Source organism: bacterium SCSIO 12827 (genome assembly GCA_024397995.1).
Taxonomy (GTDB): Bacteria; Pseudomonadota; Alphaproteobacteria; order Rhodospirillales; family Casp-alpha2; genus UBA1479.
This window is the reverse complement of record CP073746.1, coordinates 2,751,291-2,770,809: the sequence shown is the minus strand read 5'-3', so window position 1 is coordinate 2,770,809 and position 19,519 is coordinate 2,751,291. Positions and strand designations below refer to the sequence as shown.

Below are 19,519 nucleotides of genomic sequence, written 5' to 3'. Positions count from 1 at the left end.
CTGGGAGGCACGCTCATGTCCACGTTCAAAGGACTTTTGCTCGAAGAAACCGACGGCAAGGTTTCGTCGTCCATTCAGGACATCGACGAGGCCCGCCTGCCCGAGGGCGACGTCACCGTTGCCGTCAAGTATTCGACCATCAACTACAAGGACGGCATGGTCATCAACGGCCTGGGCCGCTTGGTGCGGGATTATCCGCATGTCTCCGGCATCGATTTTTCCGGCGTCGTCGAAGCCTCCGACAACCCCAACTACAAGCCCGGCGACGAGGTCATCCTGACCGGCTGGCGCGTGGGCGAGGTTCATTGGGGCGGCCATGCCCAGAAGGCGCGGGTCAAGGGCGACTGGCTGGTGCCCATGCCCAAGGGGCTGGACCTCAAGCGCGCCATGGCCGTTGGTACGGCGGGCTTTACGGCCATGCTGGCGATCATGACCCTGGAAGACCATGGCTTGACCCCGGAAAACGACGGCGAGGTGCTGGTCACCGGCGGCTCCGGCGGGGTCGGTTCCGTTGCCACGTCGATCCTGGCCAATCTGGGATACCGGGTCGCGGCGTCGACCGGCAGTCCGGAATCCCACGCCTATCTGAAGGATCTGGGGGCGACCACCATCGTCGACCGGGCTGAACTGGAAGAAGCGCCCAAGGGGCCGCTTGCCCGCGAACGCTGGTCCGGCGCCATCGACAACGTCGGCGGGCCGACCCTGCACACGGTGCTGGCGACGCTCAAGTACTGGGGCACCTGTGCCTCGGTCGGCAATGCCGGGTCGTTCAAGCTGGAAACCACGGTTCTGCCGTTCTTGCTGCGCGGCATCAACCTGTGCGGCATCGACAGCGCGACCTGTCCCAAGGACCGGCGCGTCACCGCCTGGAACCGCATCGCCAAGGACCTGCCGCTCGACAAGCTGGACGCGCTGACCGAGACGGCCGGTTTGAGCGACCTGCCGGACCTGGCCGGGAAAATCCTCAAGGGCCAATTGCGCGGGCGCACGGTGATCGACGTCAATTCATGAGTTCAGGCCGGGAGCATGGACATGGACCAGACGGCCAAGGTCGCGGCATTTCAAAAGCTGCACGCCGACCCCGGGTGTTTCATCATTCCCAATCCCTGGGACCTGGGATCCGCCCGCATGCTGGAAGCCATGGGTTTCAAGGCGCTGGCGACGACCAGTGCGGGGTATAACCTGTCCCGGGGGCAGGTCGACGGCGACGCGGCGGTCGAGAATCATTTTGCTCATTTCCGGGAGCTCTGCGCCGGCGTCGATGTGCCGATCAATGCGGATTTCGAGAACGCCTACGCCGACACCACCGAAGGCGTCGCGGAAAACATCCGGCTTGCGGCGGGCACCGGGCTCGCCGGCGGGTCGCTCGAAGATTACGACGGCGAGGCCATCTATGACATGGCCGAGGCGGTCGACCGGCTGACGGCCGCCGTCGAGGCCGCGCGTTCGGTCAACCCGCCCTTTGTGCTGACCGCCCGGGCGGAGAACCTGATCCGTGGCAATCCTGACCTGGACGACACCATCAAGCGGCTTCAAGCCTATCAGGAGGCCGGCGCCGACGTTCTGTATGCGCCGGGGCTCAAGACGGCGGACGAGGTGCGGGCGGTGATCTCCTCCGTCGACCGGCCGGTCAACGTCCTGGGCGGCATCGCCGGCATGACCCTGAATTTTCAGGAAATGGCGGAATTGGGGGTCAAGCGCATCAGCGTCGGCGGCTCGCTGTTCCGCTCGGCCTACGGCAAAGCCATGGCGGATGCCCGTGAAATGCTTGATGCCGGGACCTTCGGCTTCGCCACCAGCGCGCCGCCGCTGCCGGAATTCGTCAAGCTGTTCCGGCGGGGGTGACGCGCTGCCTGGGTGGCCGGAATTAACAGATTGCTAACCATCGGGTGCCATCCTGAAGTCGGACGAGTTTTTGACGCAGGATGGGATAGAACACCCATGAGAAAGATCATCGCAGCCATTGCCTTTTCGGCCGTGCTGACCGCGTGTGGATACGTGGACAAGTACGAAGAAGGCGTCGCCGATTACGAGCCCACCTACTGCTACGCGGCGCTGGGCGGCGGCGTGGAATGCTACCGTGAACCCGTGGCGGGCGAGAACCGGCGGCTGGTCAATTATTACGGCAAGCATCCGTCGCGCTATGACGCCCCGCCCAAACCGGCCCCGGCCCAGTATCAGGCGCCACCCATGGTCAACGCCTGGGTCAAGGACCCGGAACCGGTGGTCCGCGTCCTGCCCAAGGGCGATCTGGCGGACCGGCCGTGGCTGGCCCCCGGCTATCAGGAGCCCGTCGCCCGCGAAGCCTCGCCGGTCGCCACCCAGGCCCTGCTGCGCCAGGCCCATGAACATCTCAGCCGGTCGATCCAACAGGATTCGCAGGACAAGCTGAACAGCCTGACCGGCTCGGCAGACGCGGACGCGCCGCCCTTTCGTTAATACCAGCATCTGATTCTTATTCTGAATGGCCGCCCGCCGCATCTGGAGGGCGGCCATTCGCTTTTGCGAATATTCCACAGCTTATTGGACGCTTGTGATGCATATCACATGACTCTTTCGATGGTATTTGCTACGAGTCGCCTTCCACAACCTGACAAAAACCTGACATATTGACGGAGAGGTGCGGTGGACCAGGACAAGACCCGAAAACCGACCATCAAGCAGACCGAACTGCAGCGTTTGCAGAACGAAATGGTCGGTGGCGCCGCAGCGGACAAGGCGAAAAAGGCCCCGTCCGCCGCCAAGGCCCGCATGATGAAGGGGGCGCGCAACGCCTGCGGCCCGCTGAACGGCCGCGATTGGCGCTGGAGCTCCAGCTAAGCCGGACGCCGGAAACGGCCCCTTCTAAGCCATTTCGTCCGGCGTGCCGCCGGATGCACTGTTATTGTTCGATAGAGAGGCCCCCGAGTAGGGCAGGTCTTTCTTGACACCTGCGCGACAGGGCCTTAAATCCCTCCACGCCGTTCAACGGGTCTCTGACCCGCGGCCGGCCCCAACACGGGGGCGGAGTAGCTCAGCTGGTTAGAGCAGCGGAATCATAATCCGCGTGTCGGGGGTTCGAGTCCCTCCTCCGCTACCAATTTATTAAAACCCCCGTAACTTCAATAAGTTACAGGGGTTTTTTGTTGGGCTCGTTCTCGTGTTCGGTATGCGTCTAGGTGCTCGCAATCAAATGATGCGTCTGGTGACGGTCAGACTATTTCGTAACTTTGCTTGATCGTCGTATTCAAGGGGCTGTTCCAACGAACCCTCTTCTCGAATTGCAGTCGCCCCAAAACGATTGCAGGCGCAATTCCCTGCTCAAAAGCAAAGTTACAAATCTCTGTTTTTGTGAAGATGCCCCGAGCTATGAAGTCTCCCCAATCTTGGGGGGGGATCAGAAAATCTCGGGCCCAGGCATCTGCTTCTGCCTCGCAGGCAGTCCCATCTCTTTTGTCCTCATCAATGAACGTATCTTTCTTGCTATGAAGTAAGATATGTGCGGCTTCATGAAAGAATGTGAACCAGAAGATATCGTTCGACTTTCCCCTCAATGTGAGTTGAATCACCGGAGTTCTGCGATTTAACCACCATGCTGCGCCGCTCAACCTATTCCCAGGCAAAGGAGGGATAGGTGCGTACGCTACGCCTGCGTTGTTGCAGAGATAGGTCATTCTCGGGTGGAAATCTGAAGGCTGGGAACGCGTGAGGAGCCGAATTTCTGAGAGGGCGTCTTTAAATCGCCCTTCATTGTAAGTTTGGCATTCTTGCAGAGTTGCTTCTTTCTCGCCTAGACGAAGCCAAACGCTAACCGCCTCTTTGGAGCTCTTGAACACTGGGGTGTGCCGGGCGAGAGCAACATGAGCGCCGATCTTTTCTTCCCAGCCTTTAAGGCTACCGACCCCAAAAAATCGGAGCAGTTTCTTTGTGCCATCAATTTCATCTGTTGGAGGCTCGAATAGGCCAGCCTTAACGAGGTCTGGTATGGCAAATTTCCTATACCATTCTCTCGCTTTTTGGAGTTTCTCACGCTCACGCTCTCTCGCTAGTTGAAGCTGGTAGTTTGCCTCAAGGTTAAGCCAAACGTTGGCGTCTAAATCCAAGACTTTTTCAAACTCAAGAGCTGTGTCCGGTTCGATTGGAGCCTTCCCGGCAATGATTTCGCTAATCAATTTTGCTGAACGCCCACAGCGCCGAGCGAATTCAGCTTGAGACCATTCTCTCAACTCAAGGCGTTCTTCTAAAATCCAGCCAGGCGGAACTGCGTAATTTGGCGTGTATTCGCCAACACCTATGATCATAGCTCGTTCTCCCGTGTGCTCTATTCGTCATGGTAGTCACCGATCTCCCAGATCATGATTTCTGTAACCTGGGTTAGGTCGATTCCACCGTCCTCTTTTCGTGGCACTGGATCGTGTTCTGGAACGAGGACGAGGCGCACTCCTACCTTGTTCGCCGGATAGATGGCGAACTGACCTTTTCTGTTTCCTTTTAACTCATGGCATTTTTCCGGATGGCCATGCGGAACGCAGCCCAAATTTGGGACCGCCGCCAGTAGGGCCATCCGCATCATTATTCCCTTGCTTACTTTTATGCCGAATTTTCGGGTCAGTTCTTTTTGGTCGTTGGCAAGCTGCTCAAGGGAGGGGTTGCGAAATGTGATTTTCATCATGCCCTGTTTATGCCATACGCAATAAGTAACAAAAAATGGATTTAATGTCAATATATATTACGTGATACGTAATGTGTTATTCGGAAACTGGGGGTTGAATAAATTTCTTGCTGAGATAAGAGGGGCGATCTTCGGCGGTTTGGCCGCGCCTTAGGTGTCACCAGCTTTTCAGGTTGCGCTGGTTAGCAATAAAAAACCTCAAAGACATCGAATGTATGTTTTTGGCGGTAGCGGACCTCCGCTACCAATTCCCAAGCCCCACGATCCGAACCGGTTGCGGGGCTTTTCATTTGAATGAATTTGCATTTTCGACAAAAAAACGATATGCCCTGCGCCAAGAGCACGATGCCTCTTATTTCCGACGCTTAATTTCCGACAGATAACCCTGGGGTGGCCGAATTCGGCCCGTCCTTAAACCTGTCTAACGGAGGCCTCCACATGGCCGGCAAGAAATCCAAGGGCAAGAGCCCTCAGTTCCTCATGTTCAATGTAACTTACGGCGACGGGACAGTGACCTCGAACCGCCGGGTGTCGACGGATCTGCTCGACCAGTCCTATGGTGACGCCCTGGAAGATCTGGTGCGCGCCGCCATCGAACAGCAGGACAACGACATCGCCGAGCGTTCGGGCCAGACCCGCGCGCCGATCAAGTCGATCGCCAAGGCGTAAAAAGCCGCCCGCCGCCGGTGTGACGGATCGCGACAGGAAAGGCAGGCCTTGCGGCCTGCTTTTTTTCATCCCGTGGGCCTGCGATTTGTATACAATCCCAAACGCTGGGAGGCAGGCAGGGGCGAGTGCATAACCGTCCCGTGGCTTTTCCGGCATGCCCTCGTAACCGGATAACACCAGCGTGCAGACCGACAATCCCGCCATCGCCAGACAGTTCGAACGGTTTGGTCCGTCCTATCGCTGGTGGGCGACGGCCTGCGGCATGCTGGCGTCGATGACGATGGTGCTGTCGTCGACCATCGTCAACGTCTCGATCCCCTCGATCATGGGGGCCTTCGGCATCGGTCAGGACCTGGCGCAATGGGCCTCGACGGCCTTTCTGACGACCATGGTCGCCAGCCAGTTGCTGAATTCCTGGACCTCGCGCTTCATCGGGCCACGGAACACCTGCCTGATGGCGCTTGGCGTGTTCGCCGCAGGCGCCGTTCTGGCCGCGGTCAGCCCGTCCATCGAGGTGCTGATCCTGGGGCGCATCATGCAGGGGTTCAGCGCCGGCCTGGTGCAGCCCCTGGCGCTGGCCACGGCGGTCGCCGTATTTCCGCCGGAACGCCGGGGCCTGGCCGTCGGGACCGTCGGCATGGGGATCGCGCTGGCGCCCACCTTCGGGCCGCTGGTCGGCGGCGTGACCATTGACCTGGTGACATGGCGCCATGTCTTCATCGTGCCGCTGCCGTTGGTCGCCTTGTCGGCCATCATGGCGCTGACCTTCATGCCCGCGCGCAATCCCCTGGAAAAGAAGCCGAGCTTTGATTGGCCCGGGTTCATCCTGCTGTGCGTGGCGCTGATCACGCTGATGGCGGGGATCGGCAACGGCCAGCGCTGGGGCTGGGATTCGGCCAAATTCCTGTCGTTCATGCTGATCGGCATTCTCTCGGCGGTCCTGTTCGTGGCGATTCAGTTGCGCTCCAAAAGCCCGCTTCTTGATCCCAAGCTGTTTCTCGATGCACGCTTCGCCTCGGCGGTGGCCGTGGCCTTTGCCTTCGGGCTCGGCAATTTCGCGACCAACTATTCGATCCCCCTGTTCACCCAGACCATCCAGGGATACACGGCGACCAAGGCCGGTTTGGTCCTGGTGCCGGCGGGGCTGTTGCTGGTCATGATGATGCAGGCCTCGGGGCGGCTCGCCGATGCGGTTCCGCCTCATTGGCCGATCATCGTCGGCTGCAGCACCTTCGCCGTGGCGGCCATGGCGCTGGCGACCATCGACGTCAACACGGGCTTCGTGACGGTGGCGCTGCTGGCCATGTGGACGCGCGGCTCCATGAGCCTGATTTCCCCCAACATGGGCAAGGCGGCGCTGTCCGCCGTGCCGGCGGACAAGATCGCGCAAGGGGCGGGTACCTTCAATTTCTTCCGTCAGATGGGCGGCGCCTTCGGCGTCAACCTGACGGCCGTGACGATCGAAATGCGCACCGCCTATCACGCCGATTTCCTGACCGCGACCCAGACAAATGCCAAGGGGCCGACGGCGGAGATGCTGGACAAGGTGCGCGACCTGTTGAACGCGGGTGGTGTGCCGGCCCCCGCCGACAGCGCCATGGCATTGGATTTCCTGGGCCGCGTTCTTTACGCCCAGGCGAATACCTTCGCGTTCCACGATTCGTTCCGCCAAGTCGCCCTGATCTTCGCGCTGACCCTGATCCCGGCCATCGTTTTGGGGCGCTCCCGGTCGAAGGAATAAGGCGGCTGCGCGACCGTCCGGTTGGGCCTGTTACTTCGTGTCGGCCGCCGTGCGGATCGGCAGAAGCACCCGCACGGTGGTGCCACGCCCGACACGGCTGTCAATCTGAAGCTCACCGCCGTGGGCTTCGGTCAGGGCCTTGGCGATGGACAGGCCAAGTCCCGTGCCAAGTTGGGCGATGTGCGGGTCGGAATGCAGTTGCTGGAACGGCTCGATCACGCGTTCCAGCTTTTCGTCGGGAATGCCCTTGCCGGTATCGGAGACCTCAAGGATATGGCGGCCCGGCTCCTCTCGGGCGCTCAAGGTCACCAGTCCGCCCGGCGGCGTGAACTTCACGGCGTTGAACAACAGGTTGAGAACCACCTGCTTGATCGCGCGCTCGTCGGCGAAAAGCTGCGAGACCGTCTCCGGCACCTTGATGTCGAAATAGATCTGATTGCAGTCGATGGCCCCGGTGACGACGCGCAGGCAATCGTCGAACAGGGCGGCGATATCGATGAGGGACCGGTTGAGGATGTTGCGCCCGGCCTCGATCTTCGACAAGTCGAGAATGTCGTCGACCAGGGACAGTAAATGGCGGCTGGAGTGCATGATGTCGCCGGCATACTCGTGGTATTTCTCCGATCCCAGGGGGCCGAAATACTGCCGGTTGATCATTTCCGAAAACCCGATGATGGCGTTCAGCGGCGTGCGCAGTTCATGGCTCATGGAGGCGAGAAAGTTGGATTTCGCCTTGCTGGCCTGTTCGGCCTCCATTTTCGCCGAATACAGGTTTTCCAGCACCAAGTTGTACTGGCGCGCGATGTCGCCGATATCGGAATTGGGCTCGACCGGAATGGGCCGGGAGAAATCGCCGGTCAGGCGCTGCACCTCCATGGACCGTAGAATGTCGAGCTGTTCCGTCGACTGGTTGTGTTCGCTGACGTTCAGGCCGATGCGTTCGGCCTCCGGTGACACGCGCAGCGGCACGAACCTGTTGATGAGCGACAGTAGGATATAGCTGACGCCGAAGGCCCAGACGGCGGCGGTCAGAACGCCGATGCCCTGGGCCAGGAACTGTCCCCATCGGTCGAGGCCGGTGCCGAGCGTTTCCAGGTCGCCCAGGAGGGCGACGGCCATGGTGCCCCATACACCGGCGACACCGTGTACGGGAAAGGCATAGACCACGTCGTCGAACTTCCAGCGGTCGAGCAGCAGCGAGGTCAGCACACAGAGCCCGCCGCCGACGGCGCCCAGGGTCACCGCCCCGGCGGTCGATACGCAATGGGCCGCCGGCGTGATCGCGACCAAACCGGCGAGCGCGCCGTTGAGCATGGTCGGAACGTCAAGCCGCTTCATCATGATGGGGCCCAACAACATTGCGCCCAGGCCGCCGAAGGCGCCGGCAATGACGGTGTTGAGAATGATATGCGGAACTTTGTCCGTTGCCGCCAGGGTGCTGCCGCCGTTGAACCCGATCCAACCGACCCAGATGATGAACACGCCGAGCGCGGCCAGCGGTAGCGAGTGGCTGCGAAAAGGGGTGCGCGATCCGTCGAACCGCCCGGTGCGGGGGCCGATAATGATCACGGCGGCCAGGCTGACCCAACCGGCAATGGAATGGACCACCGTGCCGCCGGCGAAGTCGATGAAACCCAGCGACACCAGCCACCCCGGATCACCGCCGAAGGCACCGCCCCAGGCCCAATGGCCGAAGATCGGGTAGATCAGCAGGGCGACGACAAGGCTGATCAGGAGATATCCCGAGTAGCGCGCCCTCTCGGCGATGGCCCCGGAGACGATGGTCGTCGCCGTGCCGCAGAACATGAGTTGGAAGACGAAGAAGGTCGCCGATTTGGGATCGCTCAGGGAGAACAGGAAATTTTCCGTCCCGATCAGGCCGTTGTAGCTGGCGCCGAACATCAGGCCGAAGCCGACGAACCAGAACACGCCGGCGGAGATGCAGAAGTCGGCGAAGTTCTTGGCCGCAACGTTGATCGAGTTCTTGGAACGGACGGAACCGCTTTCCAGGCAGCAGAACCCAGCCTGCATCATGAAGACCAAGGCCGATGCGGTCAGGACCCAGACGATGTCGATTTTCGTTGCGTCCATCAGGCCCCGCCCGCGTTCAGCGGTTTGGCTTCAGGCGGGACGGGATTGATATGCCCGGGTCGGGGCATCGCCGGAGCGCCGCATCGAAATTTCTGCAAGGAAGGCTCCTTCTATGGAGAAATTGGATCGTATGGAGAAAAAGCATAATGCTGCATTGCAACATAAAGGAAACTTTACGGCCCTCAAGACGCCTGGACAAGGCCAAAAACGGACTTTTTCAAGACGGGGCCCGGGCCTGCGGCAGCCGGGTTTTGACAGTTCTCGCCAGATATATTACTGAATTCAGAACACGGAATTCAGTAATGGCGTGATGTGATGCCCCGACTTGATCCGATGCCTGCCCTGGCGGAACGCGTGCGCGACGCCATCGTCGATTCCATTCTGCAGGGCGCGTACCGGGCTGGCGAGCGTTTGGCGCAGGAAAAGCTGGCGGAAGAACTGGGCGTGTCGCGTCAGCCGGTCAGCCATGCCCTGAACGTGCTGAAGGAGCAGGGGGTCCTGGTCACCCTTGGGCGCAAGGGCCTGACGGTGGCGCCCATGGACCCGGCCCTGGTCGTGCAGCTTTATCAAATTCGCGGTCCCCTGGACGGCTTGGCCGCGCGTCTGGCCGCGGGCCGCGTGGCGCGGGGAGAGGCCGCGCCCGGCGAGGTGGCGCGCCTGCGAGACCTGGCCGACCGGTATCAGGACCTTGGCCCGGGGGGCGTCGAGAAACCCCGCGATCTGGCCCGGCGGATCAACGCCGACATGCAGTTTCACGTCGGTCTCTACCGGCTGTCCGGCAATCCGCTGATCGAGGATGTGACGCGGCCCCATTGGGTTCATTTCCGCCGCTCGATGCAGGCCGTGCTGACCCATCCCGGCGGTCGGCCGGAACCCTGGGTGCAACACCGCGCCATCCTGGCGGCGGTACTGGCCGGCGATGCACCCGAGGCCGAACGCCTATCCACCCATCACACCCAGGCCGCGGCGACCACCGCCGAGGCCAGCCTGACGAAGGACCCTCCCACCGCATGAAACGCCTGACCCTGGGGCCAGACGACGCCCTGCCTTACGACCACCACGAACCGGCGCGCGACGGCGCCCCGACCTTCGTTTTCGTCAACGCCCTGACGGGCAGCACTGCTGCTTGGGAAGCCGTGGTGGCACCCCGCCTGCGGGACGGCGGCTTCGGCACGCTCAGCTATAATTTCAGGGGCCAGGAAGGGGCGCCCTTCGCAACTGGGACCGAACTGACACCGACGTTGATCGTCGACGATCTATGCGCCCTGCTCAGGGCCTGCGCACCCCGCAATCCCGTGCTCGCCGGTCTGTCCATCGGCGGCCTGTTCGCCGCTCAGGCCGTCCTGCGGAAGGTCGTTCCGGCCCGGGGATTGGTGCTGCTGAACACCCTGCGCGAAATCGGCCCGCGCATCGCCTGGGTCAATGACGCCATGGAGGTCATCGTCGGCTCCGGCGGCGTGCCGCTGTTCATGGACGCCCTGTTCCCGCTGCTGGTGAACCCGGAATTCGCAGCGCAATCGCGGGCGAATTTCCTTAAAGGCGACTATGCGCCCATGGATCCGGCCCATGGGCATATGAACCTCATGCGCAACGCCAGGGCCACGGATTGGGACATCACCTATGAGGACCTGAGCCTGCCGACCCTGGTGATCACCGGTCATCAGGATCGGGTGTTCCTGGATGCGGAGGTCGTCGATCGCCTGTACAAGCGCCTGCCCGACGCACGGCGCGAGGATTGGCCGGATGCCGGGCATTTGCTGCCGCTGGAGCGGCCGGACCGGCTTGCCGAGAGCCTGGCGCGTTTTGGTGCCGAGATCGAAGGGGCCGGCCAGTGAACATTCCGGTACGGTTCGCTTATCTGGCGGTGTTCGTGGGCGTGCTCGGGCATGCGTCTTCTGAATTCGTTGCGGTGGGGTCGGGGATCTCCGGACCGGAACTGTCCGTTTGGCGCTACCTTTTCGGTGGGGCGGGATTGATGGTCCTGGCGCTGTTGATAACGGGTCCGCGAAAGTTGTTCCTGCCCCTGCGCACCCATGCCTGGGAGATGCTGTGGCTGTCGATCGTCGGGGTTTCCTTCGGTTACCTGGCGTTCCATTGGGCATTGGATTTCGCGACCGTGATTCAAGTGGCGACCGTGGTGACGACGGTTCCCATTTTCGTCGGGCTGGCCAACAGGGTGATCGGCGGTCAGGCGCTGACCGCCGTCAAGATCGTCACCGGGCTGTGCGCGGTCGCCGGGTTGGTGCTGCTGATCACGGATGGTGTGCTGGACAAGCTGGTGGGCGGACGGGATTCGATCTGGGGCGTGTTGCTGGCGCTGGCCTGCGCGACGATCGGCGCGTTCTATGCCGTTCGGGTCAAGCCGGTCATCGCCCTGTACGGGGCGCTGGACGTGACGGCGCTGTCCATGATGATCGGCGGCCTTGGCCTTTGGGTCGGGGTCGGTTTCGGGTTTTCGATCTGGGTCAATCCGCTCACGTTGTTCGATCGGCCGATGTCCAACTGGGGCTGGATCCTGACCCTGGCTTTGTGGAACACGACGATCACCCAGTTTCTGTGGTTCGGGGGCTTGGCGGCGGCGGTGGATATGACGCGGGCGAGCTATTTGTTCTTTCTGAAGCCCATCATCGCGGCGGCCCTGGCAATGGTCTTTCTGGGGGACCAGCTGTCGGTGCTGCAGGCGGTGGCGATCGTCGTCGTTACCGGGTCCGTGGTGATCGAAATCTACTGGTCCAAGCTGGCGGCGCTTGCCCTACGGCGGGACAATCAAGCCTAAGGATTCGCGGTTTTGCACTGTGTAACAAGCTATAATTTCGCAATGCGAAACTAAATTCCGAAAATTGACCAGATTATTCCATCATGACAAAGTGCCGTCCGCGCGGGTGAGGATGGCCTTCTCCCGGGCTTGATCAGGGAGACGGCGCGCACCCGCGCTGGACAAATAATCATGGCTGGCCGTGCCGACCGCAGCGCCTTGCCCGTAGGTGACTATCCCGAAGCAACCGAGGGCGAAGACCGCCAGTTCGTCACCGCGTTGGCGCGGGGGCTCAGCGTGCTGCGCGCCTTCCAGCCCGGTGACGGCGTGCTCGGCAACGGTGACATCGCCGAGCGCACGGGCCTGCCCAAGCCCACGGTGTCGCGCCTGACCCATACGCTGACCCGCCTGGGCTATCTGGCGCATGCGGAACGCCTGGGTAAATACCGGCTGGGGCCGGGGGTTTTGTCGCTGGGCTATTCGCTGCTCGCCAATATGGGCATCCGCAAGATCGCGCGGCCCTACATGCAGGAACTGGCCAACGCATCCGGATTGTCGCTGGCGCTCGGCTCCCGCGACCGCCTGAACATGGTTTATCTGGAACATGCCCGGGACGCGGGTTCGGTGACCCTGCGCCTCGACATCGGCTCGCACATTCCCATCGCCACCACGGCCATGGGCCGGGCCTTTCTGGCCGCCATCCCCGAGAACGAGCGTGCCTATCTGATGTCGGCCATGGCCGAGCGCGCCGGCGCCGCCTGGCCGCCCATGGCCAAGGGGGTGGAGCGCGCCCTGCGTCAGGTTGCCGAAACCGGGTTCTGTACGTCCTTCGGCGAATGGCAGCAGGACGTCAACGCAGTCGGCGTGCCGCTGCGGTCCATGGACGGGGCCACGGTGATGGCGCTCAACTGCGGCGGCCCGGCCTTTTTGCACAAGCCGGAAAAGCTGGAAGCAGAATGGGGGCCGCGTCTGGTCAACGTGGCGCGCACCATCGAAAAAGAAATGCAAAGCGGATTTGCCGCCCAGGGACCCTGGTAGGCATCGGCCGGAATTAGGGGAGACGTGCTTTGGATCTGAATCTGACAGCCGAGGAGCGGGCGTTCCAAGACGACGTGCGCGGTTTCCTGCGCGCCAACATTCCGCCCGCGATCAAGCGCAAGGTCGATCTCGGCCTGAAGCTGGTAAAGGACGATTACGTCGTCTGGCAGCGCATCCTGCATGAACAGGGATGGATCGCCCCCGGTTGGCCCAAGGAATACGGCGGCCCCGGCTGGTCACCCGTGCAGCGCTTTCTGTACGAAGAAGAACTGGCAGCGGCATCGAGCCCGCGGCTCATCACCTTCGGGCTCAAGATGCTGGGTCCGGTGCTGATCGAATTCGGCACCCCGGAACAGAAAGCGCATTACCTGCCGCGCATCCTGGCCAGCGAGGATTGGTGGTGTCAGGGTTTTTCCGAACCGGGGGCGGGCTCCGACCTGGCGTCGCTGACGACCCGGGCCGAACGGGATGGCGACCATTACGTCGTCAACGGCCAGAAGACCTGGACCACCCTGGCGCAATACGCGGACTGGATCTTCTGTCTGGTGCGTACGTCCAATGAAGGCAAGAAGCAGCAGGGCATTTCCTTTCTGCTGATCGATATGAAAACCCCCGGCGTCACCGTGCGCCCGATCCGTACCCTGGACGGCGGACAGGAAATCAACGACGTGTTCCTGGAAAACGTGAAGGTTCCGGCAGAGAACCTGGTGGGTAAGGAGAACGATGGCTGGACGATCGCCAAGTTTTTGTTGAGCCATGAACGGTTCGGCATTGCCGGGGTCGCGCGCTCCAAGAAACAGATGGAACGCGTTCGCGACATCGCGGCCAAGGAAATGAAGCGCGGCCGCCCGCTGATCGAGGACGCCGGGTTCCGCGAACGCATCGCCGAGGTCGAGATCGAACTGACGGCGCTGGAGATGACCGAACTGCGCCTGCTGTCCGAGGAAGCGGCCGGGCGCAAGCCGGGGCCCGAGGCCTCGATCCTCAAGCTGAAAGGCACCCAGGTGCAGCAGGGTATTACGGAACTGCTGCTGGAAGCCGTCGGCAACCGCGCCCATGCTTTCGATCCGGGCATCCTGGACGACGAGTGGCCCGGGGCCGGCAACGACGGCCCACCAGTGGCGGAACATGCGGCGACCGTGGCCAGCCATTACTTCAACTGGCGCAAGGCGTCGATCTACGGCGGCAGTAACGAAATCCAACGCAGCATCATCGCCAAGGCGATTCTGGGCCTTTGACGGATACTCCAAGACCATGAATTTCACCTTCTCCGACGAACAACTCCTGATCCGTGACATGGCGGAACGCTTCTTTCGCGACGACTACGGCCTGGAGGCCCGGCGCAAGCATCAGGCCCTGCCGGGCGGGTTCTGCCGGAATACCTGGGCGCGTTTCGCCGATATGGGTTGGTTGGCGCTCGGCATTCCCGAAGACCTGGGCGGCATCGGCGGCGGCACGGTCGACATGGCGATCCTGATGGAAGCCATGGGCGGCGGGTTGGCGGTCGAACCGTTCCTGGCGACCGTGGTGCTGGGCGGCACGCTGATCCGCGACGGGGCTTCAGAAGACGTTCAGGCCGACCTGCTGCCGCGTCTGGCGGCGGGGGAACTGCATCTGTCCTTCGCCTATTCGGAAGCGCAATCACGCTACGACCTGAACGACGTGCGGACCCGCGCCAAGGCGAACGGTGATGGCTTTGTTCTGGACGGCGCGAAGACCGTCGCCCTCCATGCCGGGACGGCGGACAAGATCGCGGTCACGGCCCGCACCTCGGGCGGGGAGCGGGATGACGGCGGGATCACGCTGTTTCTGGTCGATGCCGATGCCCCCGGCCTGACGGTCACGGATTATCCCACGGTCGATGGCCTGCGCGCCGGGGACGTTGCGCTGGACGGTGTGCGGGTCGGCGCCGAGGCCGTGTTGGGCGCGGTGGACGGCGGCCTGGCCCTGGCCGAGACGGCAATCGACCGGGCGGCCGCCCTGGTGTCGGCGGAGGCTGCGGGGCTGATGGCGGCGCTCACCCGTGATACGGTCGCGTTCCTGAAGGAGCGCAAACAGTTTGGCCGCCCCTTGGGCGATTTTCAGGCCCTGCAGCATCGCGCCACGGAGATGTACATGGATACGGAACTGACCCGCTCGCTCGCCTATATGGCCGCCGTGCGCCAGGATGGCGACGACCGTGCCGCCGCCCGCCGCGCGGCCTCCCAGGCCAAGGCCAAGGCCGGGCAGGCGGGGCGCCTGATCGGCCAGGAAGCGGTGCAGTTGCACGGCGGCATGGGCGTGACGGATGAGATGCCCGTGGGTCATTACTTCAAGCGTCTGACTTTGATCGACCACAGTTTCGGCGACCGGGCCCATCACCTGGACCGCTTGGCGGACATGGCATGAGGCCCGCCGGGGTCCGCGAACCCGCCGTTCTCGGCCTGCTATGGCTGGTGGCGCTGGGGGCCTCCGCCATCGGCCCGGCGGACCACCTGATCTGGTTCATGGAAGTCCTGCCGGTGATGGTCGCCCTGGTCCTGATGGCGGCGACCCAGCGCGGCTTCCCCCTGACGCCACTGCTTTACCGCCTGGCCTTCCTGCACGGCCTGGCGCTGATCCTGGGCGGCCATTACACCTATGCTCATGTGCCGCTGGGGTTCTGGTTTCAGGATATCTTTGATTTGGCGCGTAATCCGTATGATCGCATCGGGCATTTCTTCCAGGGCTTCGTCCCCGCCATCCTGGCCAGGGAGATTTTGATCCGAAAAGGGTTCATGGCCCGGGGACGCATGTTGTTCTTTGTCGTCGTCTGCATCTGTCTGGCGTTCAGCGCGTTTTACGAGTTAATCGAATGGTGGGCGGCGGTGCTTCTGGGGCAGGGGGCGATGGAATTCCTGGGCACCCAGGGCGACGTGTGGGACAGCCAATGGGACATGTTCATGGCCTTGATCGGCGCGATCCTGGCGCAGCTCTTGCTGGCCCGGCGCCACGATCACGAGATCGCGAATATCAGATAATGCGGATTTCCCAGCTTCCCGTTCCGTGAGATACTTGGGGCTTATCCACCAGTCTGGGAGGCTGATGCCATGAACAAGTTGATCCTGTCCGCCGTGGCCGCATTGTTGCTCGCCACGTCGCCTGCCTACGCCGGCCATTGCCCGAAGGACGTCAAGCACGTCAAGGAAGCGCTCGCCAAATCTTCCGCCTCGGCGGAGAACAAGGCCAAGGCCCAAGCCTTGATGGCCGAAGGTGACGCGATGCACAAAGCCGGCAAGCACGGCGAAAGCTTGAAGGCGCTCCACGAAGCCCTGCATCTGCTGGGCGAAAAGCACCGCTGATCTATTGAATTTCCGACACCATTACGTCGAACCGGCCCTTCGGGGCCGGTTCCATTTTCACTCACCGTTATTCTATCACCCAAAAACCACGAGCCTGATCCATGACCATCACATCTATTGAGATTCTCCGCGTCGGCGTTCCCTTCGATACGGGCGGCCCGCGCCAGGGTATGCGTCCCGGCCTGAACACCAACCCCTGGGTCGTCAACGAATCCCTGATGGTCCGTATCGAAACGGCGGATGGGCTTGAGGGCTGGGGCGAGGGCTTCGGCCATTTCTCCAACCCCGGCACGGAAGCGATGCTCAAGGACCTGATCGCCCCCTGGTTCATCGGCCGCGACGAAACGGATTTGGACGCCCTGATGGACGGCGCCCATAAGTCGTTCTTCGGATTCGGTCGTCATGGGCCCTGCATGTACGCGCTGTCGGCCCTCGATACCGCGCTGTGGGACCTGCGGGCCAAGCGGGCCGGCAAGCCGCTGTATCAGTTGCTGGGCGGGCCCGCTGGTGACGTCACGGTCACCCGTTATGCCTCGCTCATGCGCTATGGCGGGGATACGGACGCCGTCGCCCGCAATACGGATCGCGCCGCGGGCCTGGGCTTTCCCATGGTCAAGCTGCATGAACGGGACATGCCCGCCTTCATGGCTGCGCGCGAAGCGGCGCCCGAAGGGGTTGCCATCACGCTTGACGTCAACTGCCCCTGGACCGTCGAGGAAGCCTGCGGCGTGGCCCGCGAACTGAAGGAACGTGAACATGTAAAAGGCGGCTTCCTTTGGCTGGAAGAACCGGTCTGGCCGCCCGAGGATTTCGACGGCCTGGCCCGCGTGCGCCGCGAGGGCACGGGGATTTCCGGTGGCGAGAATGTCGCCTCCCTGACCGAATTCGCCCGCGCCATCCAATCGGGCGCCTTCGACATCATCCAGCCTTCGGTCGCCAAGATGGGCGGCGTGTCGACGATGAAAGAGGTCTTCCCCATGGGGCGGAAGGCGGGCCTGCGCGTGGTGCCGCATAGCTTCTACTGGGGGCCCGGCTACGTGGCGACGGCCCATATCATCGCTGCGCAACCCGAACCCGAATGGCTGGAAACGGCCTTCATCGAGTACGAAGAAAACCCCCACGATCTGATCGACCCGTTTGATCCGAACATGACCTTGTCCGCGGACCGCCCGGGCCTGGGCTTCAACGCCGATGGAAAGCTGTTCGACAGATATCTGATTTCCCGTAACGTGATTTCCTGATTTCTCCCGATCCAAAGGAGCCTTTGGCCATGAAAACCCTTCGCCTGTTTGCCGCCGCCCTGCTGCTGACCATTGTCGCGGGACAGAGTGCGCGCGCGCTTGATGCCTATCCCAGCGATCTGAGCGGCCAGTTCATGGACTGGTGCACGGGCAAGGGCGGCAGCACGGAAACGGCCTGCACCTGCGCGTTGAAGCGCCTGGCGCAGACGGTGCCGCCGGCGGCCCTCACCACCTTCGTCGCCGACAAGACCGGCGGCGGCTCGGGTTTTTCCATGTCGACGGCAACCGTCGCCACGGCGGCCCTGGTGACCGATGCCCTGACCGCCTGTATCAAATAAGAAAAGGCCCGCCGGGGTGCGGCGGGCCTTTCCTGAAACGCAATCGAACGGAACCGAAGGGGATCAGTGAATCTCCTTCGCTCCCTTCATCGCGGCCTTCAACTTGTTGATGTCGAAGTCCGGCGCCTTGGCGGCGGTCAGGATCACCGCTTCGCGGCGGGTAATCCGGGCCACGACCTCGGGGATCTGCTTGACCGCTTCGTCGGGGATCATCACCGCGCCATGGTGGTCGGCGTGGATGATGTTGTTGGTGACCACGGTCATGCCGTGGATGGTCACCTGACAATCGATGTCGACCACATGGACCCAGGCATGAGACGGGCCGACTTCGCCGCCGATCAGGTTGAAGCCCCGGGCACTGTCCTTCAGATCGCGGAACGATCCGTTGGTCACGCCGCCGACCGCGCCCAGCCCCTTGTGCACGGTGGTCTGAACCTCACCCCAGAAGGCGCCGTAGCCGGGCCGGGGGTCGATGTCCTGGATCACCACCACGGTCGGCTTGGGGCCCTGGGCGATATACTCGTAATAGGCTTCGCGTTTGGCCGCCATTTCCGCCGGCGTTTCATTGGGCGGCTCGGCGGCGCGGATGGTCGCCGTGCGGGCATAGCCGCAGATCGGCTTAAGGTCCGGGTCAAGCGGCACCAAGGGCTCGGTGGTATAGCCGTGGCCCCGCCGTTCCGGGACGATTTCCTCAAGCGCGTTGCAGATGGTCGGCGTGTCCCATTGGGTCAGGACCGCCAGGTCCTCCGGCGTGAAATCGGTCAATTGGATGTCCTCTCTTTTGGTTTTCGTCGGGCCCTATTCGGCCGCGCGGGTTTCCGCCGGTCCGGCGAAGGAGGCTTCGTCGAACGACCGTTCGTTGTCCCACACGTTCTTAGGGATCGGCAAGCCCGCAAAATCGGCATCGGTCAGGGGGCCGTTGGGTTCGATCCCCAGTTTCTCCCGCAGCATCAGGATGATCTGGCGGGTGTGCTGGCCCGTGTGCCAGCCTGTGCGTTCCATGACTTCGTGGAGCGTCACTTCGCCGTAATAGACCTTGCCCGGCTGTTTGAAGTCCGTGGTCTTGCCGTCGCGGTCCCACCAGGCGGCGAACCGCGTACGGGTATTCGCGCCGTAATCCAGCAAATCCTGTTTGCTCTTCATGGTTCCGGGCAGGATGGATTTCAGCGCCTCGTAGGTATAGGGCGTATCGTTCTCGACCCGGTTCAGGAACACGTCGGCGATGTTGAAGACGTGATAGACCAACTGCCGGTAGGAACGCGGCCGGCCCGGCAGAAGTTCATCCAGGCGGTCTTCGGGGATTTGCGCAAGATAGCGCCCGGCGGCGTCCAGGTTCTGCAGAACCTTGTCTTTCATCTCTTCCGGACTGAGCATCTTGTGGCCGTCGTAGTCGAACCCGGCGACCTTGGCGACATCGCGGAACACGGCACCGTTGGCCCATTTGTCACCCTTGGCGACGATCGGCACCAGGCGCACGCCGAGCGCTTCCAGTTCCTTGAAGCCTTCCTCGTCCTCGATCACGTTGACCGAGACGAAGGGGATTCCGTGCTCGAGCAGAAATTCTTTTGTTTTCAGGCAACTGGAGCAGCCGGGCTGCCAGTAGACTTTGACGGGTAGTTGTTCGGATTCGGTCGCTTGCGACATGGTGTTTCCTCTCTGGTTGGAACAGGTTTTC

21 protein-coding genes and 1 tRNA gene are annotated in these 19,519 nt (G+C 62.3%); 17 read left to right on the top strand and 5 right to left on the bottom strand.

Annotation, left to right across the window (positions count from 1 at the left end; all coding sequences use genetic code 11):
- Nucleotides 1–15: 15 nt before the first annotated feature.
- The 5 genes from KFF05_13060 to KFF05_13040 all read left to right on the top strand — a co-directional run bounded on the left by KFF05_13060 (nucleotide 16) and on the right by KFF05_13040 (nucleotide 3,079).
- Nucleotides 16–1,011, top strand: a complete 996-nt coding sequence (locus tag KFF05_13060) for an oxidoreductase (GenBank protein ID UTW50860.1) — start codon at nucleotides 16–18, stop codon at nucleotides 1,009–1,011.
- Between the two features lie 21 nt (nucleotides 1,012–1,032).
- Entirely contained in the window at nucleotides 1,033–1,845 is an 813-nt protein-coding gene (locus KFF05_13055) for an isocitrate lyase/phosphoenolpyruvate mutase family protein (GenBank protein ID UTW50859.1), read from the top strand.
- 96 nt (nucleotides 1,846–1,941) lie between these two features.
- Nucleotides 1,942–2,439 carry a hypothetical protein gene (locus KFF05_13050; protein UTW50858.1) on the top strand — a complete coding sequence of 166 codons (498 nt, stop codon included), beginning with the start codon at nucleotides 1,942–1,944 and terminating at the stop codon, nucleotides 2,437–2,439.
- Between the two features lie 186 nt (nucleotides 2,440–2,625).
- Nucleotides 2,626–2,820, top strand: coding sequence for a hypothetical protein (locus tag KFF05_13045; GenBank protein ID UTW50857.1), 195 nt, complete (start codon nucleotides 2,626–2,628; stop codon nucleotides 2,818–2,820).
- Between the two features lie 182 nt (nucleotides 2,821–3,002).
- A tRNA-Met gene (locus tag KFF05_13040) sits at nucleotides 3,003–3,079 on the top strand.
- A gap of 112 nt (nucleotides 3,080–3,191) precedes the next feature.
- On the opposite strand, the gene KFF05_13035 is transcribed toward KFF05_13040, so the two are convergent.
- A complete protein-coding gene (locus KFF05_13035) occupies nucleotides 3,192–4,280 on the bottom strand; it encodes an ImmA/IrrE family metallo-endopeptidase (GenBank protein ID UTW50856.1) in 1,089 nt (362 codons plus the stop codon).
- Between the two features lie 20 nt (nucleotides 4,281–4,300).
- Complete coding sequence (locus tag KFF05_13030; GenBank protein UTW50855.1) at nucleotides 4,301–4,651, bottom strand: killer suppression protein HigA; 351 nt, start codon at nucleotides 4,649–4,651, stop codon at nucleotides 4,301–4,303.
- Nucleotides 4,652–5,089: 438 nt separating this feature from the next.
- On the opposite strand from KFF05_13030, the gene KFF05_13025 reads away from it, so the two are divergent.
- Entirely contained in the window at nucleotides 5,090–5,320 is a 231-nt protein-coding gene (locus tag KFF05_13025) for a hypothetical protein (protein UTW50854.1), read from the top strand.
- 181 nt (nucleotides 5,321–5,501) lie between these two features.
- Nucleotides 5,502–7,061, top strand: a complete 1,560-nt coding sequence (locus KFF05_13020) for a DHA2 family efflux MFS transporter permease subunit (GenBank protein ID UTW50853.1) — start codon at nucleotides 5,502–5,504, stop codon at nucleotides 7,059–7,061.
- A gap of 30 nt (nucleotides 7,062–7,091) precedes the next feature.
- Here the strand turns inward: KFF05_13020 and amt are convergent, their stop codons facing one another.
- Nucleotides 7,092–9,152, bottom strand: a complete 2,061-nt coding sequence (gene amt, locus KFF05_13015; protein ID UTW50852.1) for an ammonium transporter — start codon at nucleotides 9,150–9,152, stop codon at nucleotides 7,092–7,094.
- Nucleotides 9,153–9,467: 315 nt separating this feature from the next.
- On the opposite strand from amt, the gene KFF05_13010 reads away from it, so the two are divergent.
- From KFF05_13010 to KFF05_12965, 10 genes are all read left to right on the top strand, one after another.
- Nucleotides 9,468–10,166 (top strand): GntR family transcriptional regulator, encoded by a 699-nt coding sequence (locus tag KFF05_13010; protein ID UTW50851.1) that lies wholly within the window; start codon nucleotides 9,468–9,470, stop codon nucleotides 10,164–10,166.
- Nucleotides 10,163–10,987: an alpha/beta fold hydrolase gene (locus tag KFF05_13005; protein ID UTW50850.1), complete on the top strand. Its 825-nt coding sequence runs from the start codon at nucleotides 10,163–10,165 to the stop codon at nucleotides 10,985–10,987. Before KFF05_13010 ends, KFF05_13005 begins: the two co-directional genes overlap by 4 nt.
- Nucleotides 10,984–11,928: an EamA family transporter gene (locus tag KFF05_13000; GenBank protein ID UTW50849.1), complete on the top strand. Its 945-nt coding sequence runs from the start codon at nucleotides 10,984–10,986 to the stop codon at nucleotides 11,926–11,928. The genes KFF05_13005 and KFF05_13000 overlap by 4 nt, the downstream gene beginning before the upstream one ends.
- Nucleotides 11,929–12,099: 171 nt before the next feature.
- Nucleotides 12,100–12,945 carry an IclR family transcriptional regulator gene (locus KFF05_12995; protein UTW50848.1) on the top strand — a complete coding sequence of 282 codons (846 nt, stop codon included), beginning with the start codon at nucleotides 12,100–12,102 and terminating at the stop codon, nucleotides 12,943–12,945.
- 29 nt (nucleotides 12,946–12,974) lie between these two features.
- Nucleotides 12,975–14,183, top strand: a complete 1,209-nt coding sequence (locus KFF05_12990; protein ID UTW50847.1) for an acyl-CoA dehydrogenase family protein — start codon at nucleotides 12,975–12,977, stop codon at nucleotides 14,181–14,183.
- A gap of 16 nt (nucleotides 14,184–14,199) precedes the next feature.
- Complete coding sequence (locus tag KFF05_12985) at nucleotides 14,200–15,333, top strand: acyl-CoA dehydrogenase family protein (GenBank protein UTW50846.1); 1,134 nt, start codon at nucleotides 14,200–14,202, stop codon at nucleotides 15,331–15,333.
- Entirely contained in the window at nucleotides 15,330–15,944 is a 615-nt protein-coding gene (locus KFF05_12980; GenBank protein UTW50845.1) for a DUF2238 domain-containing protein, read from the top strand. Before KFF05_12985 ends, KFF05_12980 begins: the two co-directional genes overlap by 4 nt.
- 69 nt (nucleotides 15,945–16,013) lie before the next feature.
- Nucleotides 16,014–16,265 (top strand): hypothetical protein, encoded by a 252-nt coding sequence (locus tag KFF05_12975; protein UTW50844.1) that lies wholly within the window; start codon nucleotides 16,014–16,016, stop codon nucleotides 16,263–16,265.
- A gap of 101 nt (nucleotides 16,266–16,366) precedes the next feature.
- Nucleotides 16,367–17,506, top strand: coding sequence for a mandelate racemase/muconate lactonizing enzyme family protein (locus tag KFF05_12970; GenBank protein UTW50843.1), 1,140 nt, complete (start codon nucleotides 16,367–16,369; stop codon nucleotides 17,504–17,506).
- 29 nt (nucleotides 17,507–17,535) lie between these two features.
- The gene (locus KFF05_12965; protein UTW50842.1) at nucleotides 17,536–17,844 is read left to right on the top strand and encodes a hypothetical protein; all 309 of its coding nucleotides are present in this window, start codon (nucleotides 17,536–17,538) and stop codon (nucleotides 17,842–17,844) included.
- Nucleotides 17,845–17,907: 63 nt separating this feature from the next.
- Here KFF05_12965 and KFF05_12960 read toward each other — a convergent pair whose 3' ends face one another.
- Both KFF05_12960 and KFF05_12955 read right to left on the bottom strand, forming a co-directional pair.
- Entirely contained in the window at nucleotides 17,908–18,609 is a 702-nt protein-coding gene (locus KFF05_12960) for an RraA family protein (GenBank protein UTW50841.1), read from the bottom strand.
- Between the two features lie 33 nt (nucleotides 18,610–18,642).
- The gene (locus KFF05_12955; GenBank protein ID UTW50840.1) at nucleotides 18,643–19,488 is read right to left on the bottom strand and encodes a DinB family protein; all 846 of its coding nucleotides are present in this window, start codon (nucleotides 19,486–19,488) and stop codon (nucleotides 18,643–18,645) included.
- Nucleotides 19,489–19,519: the final 31 nt, after the last annotated feature.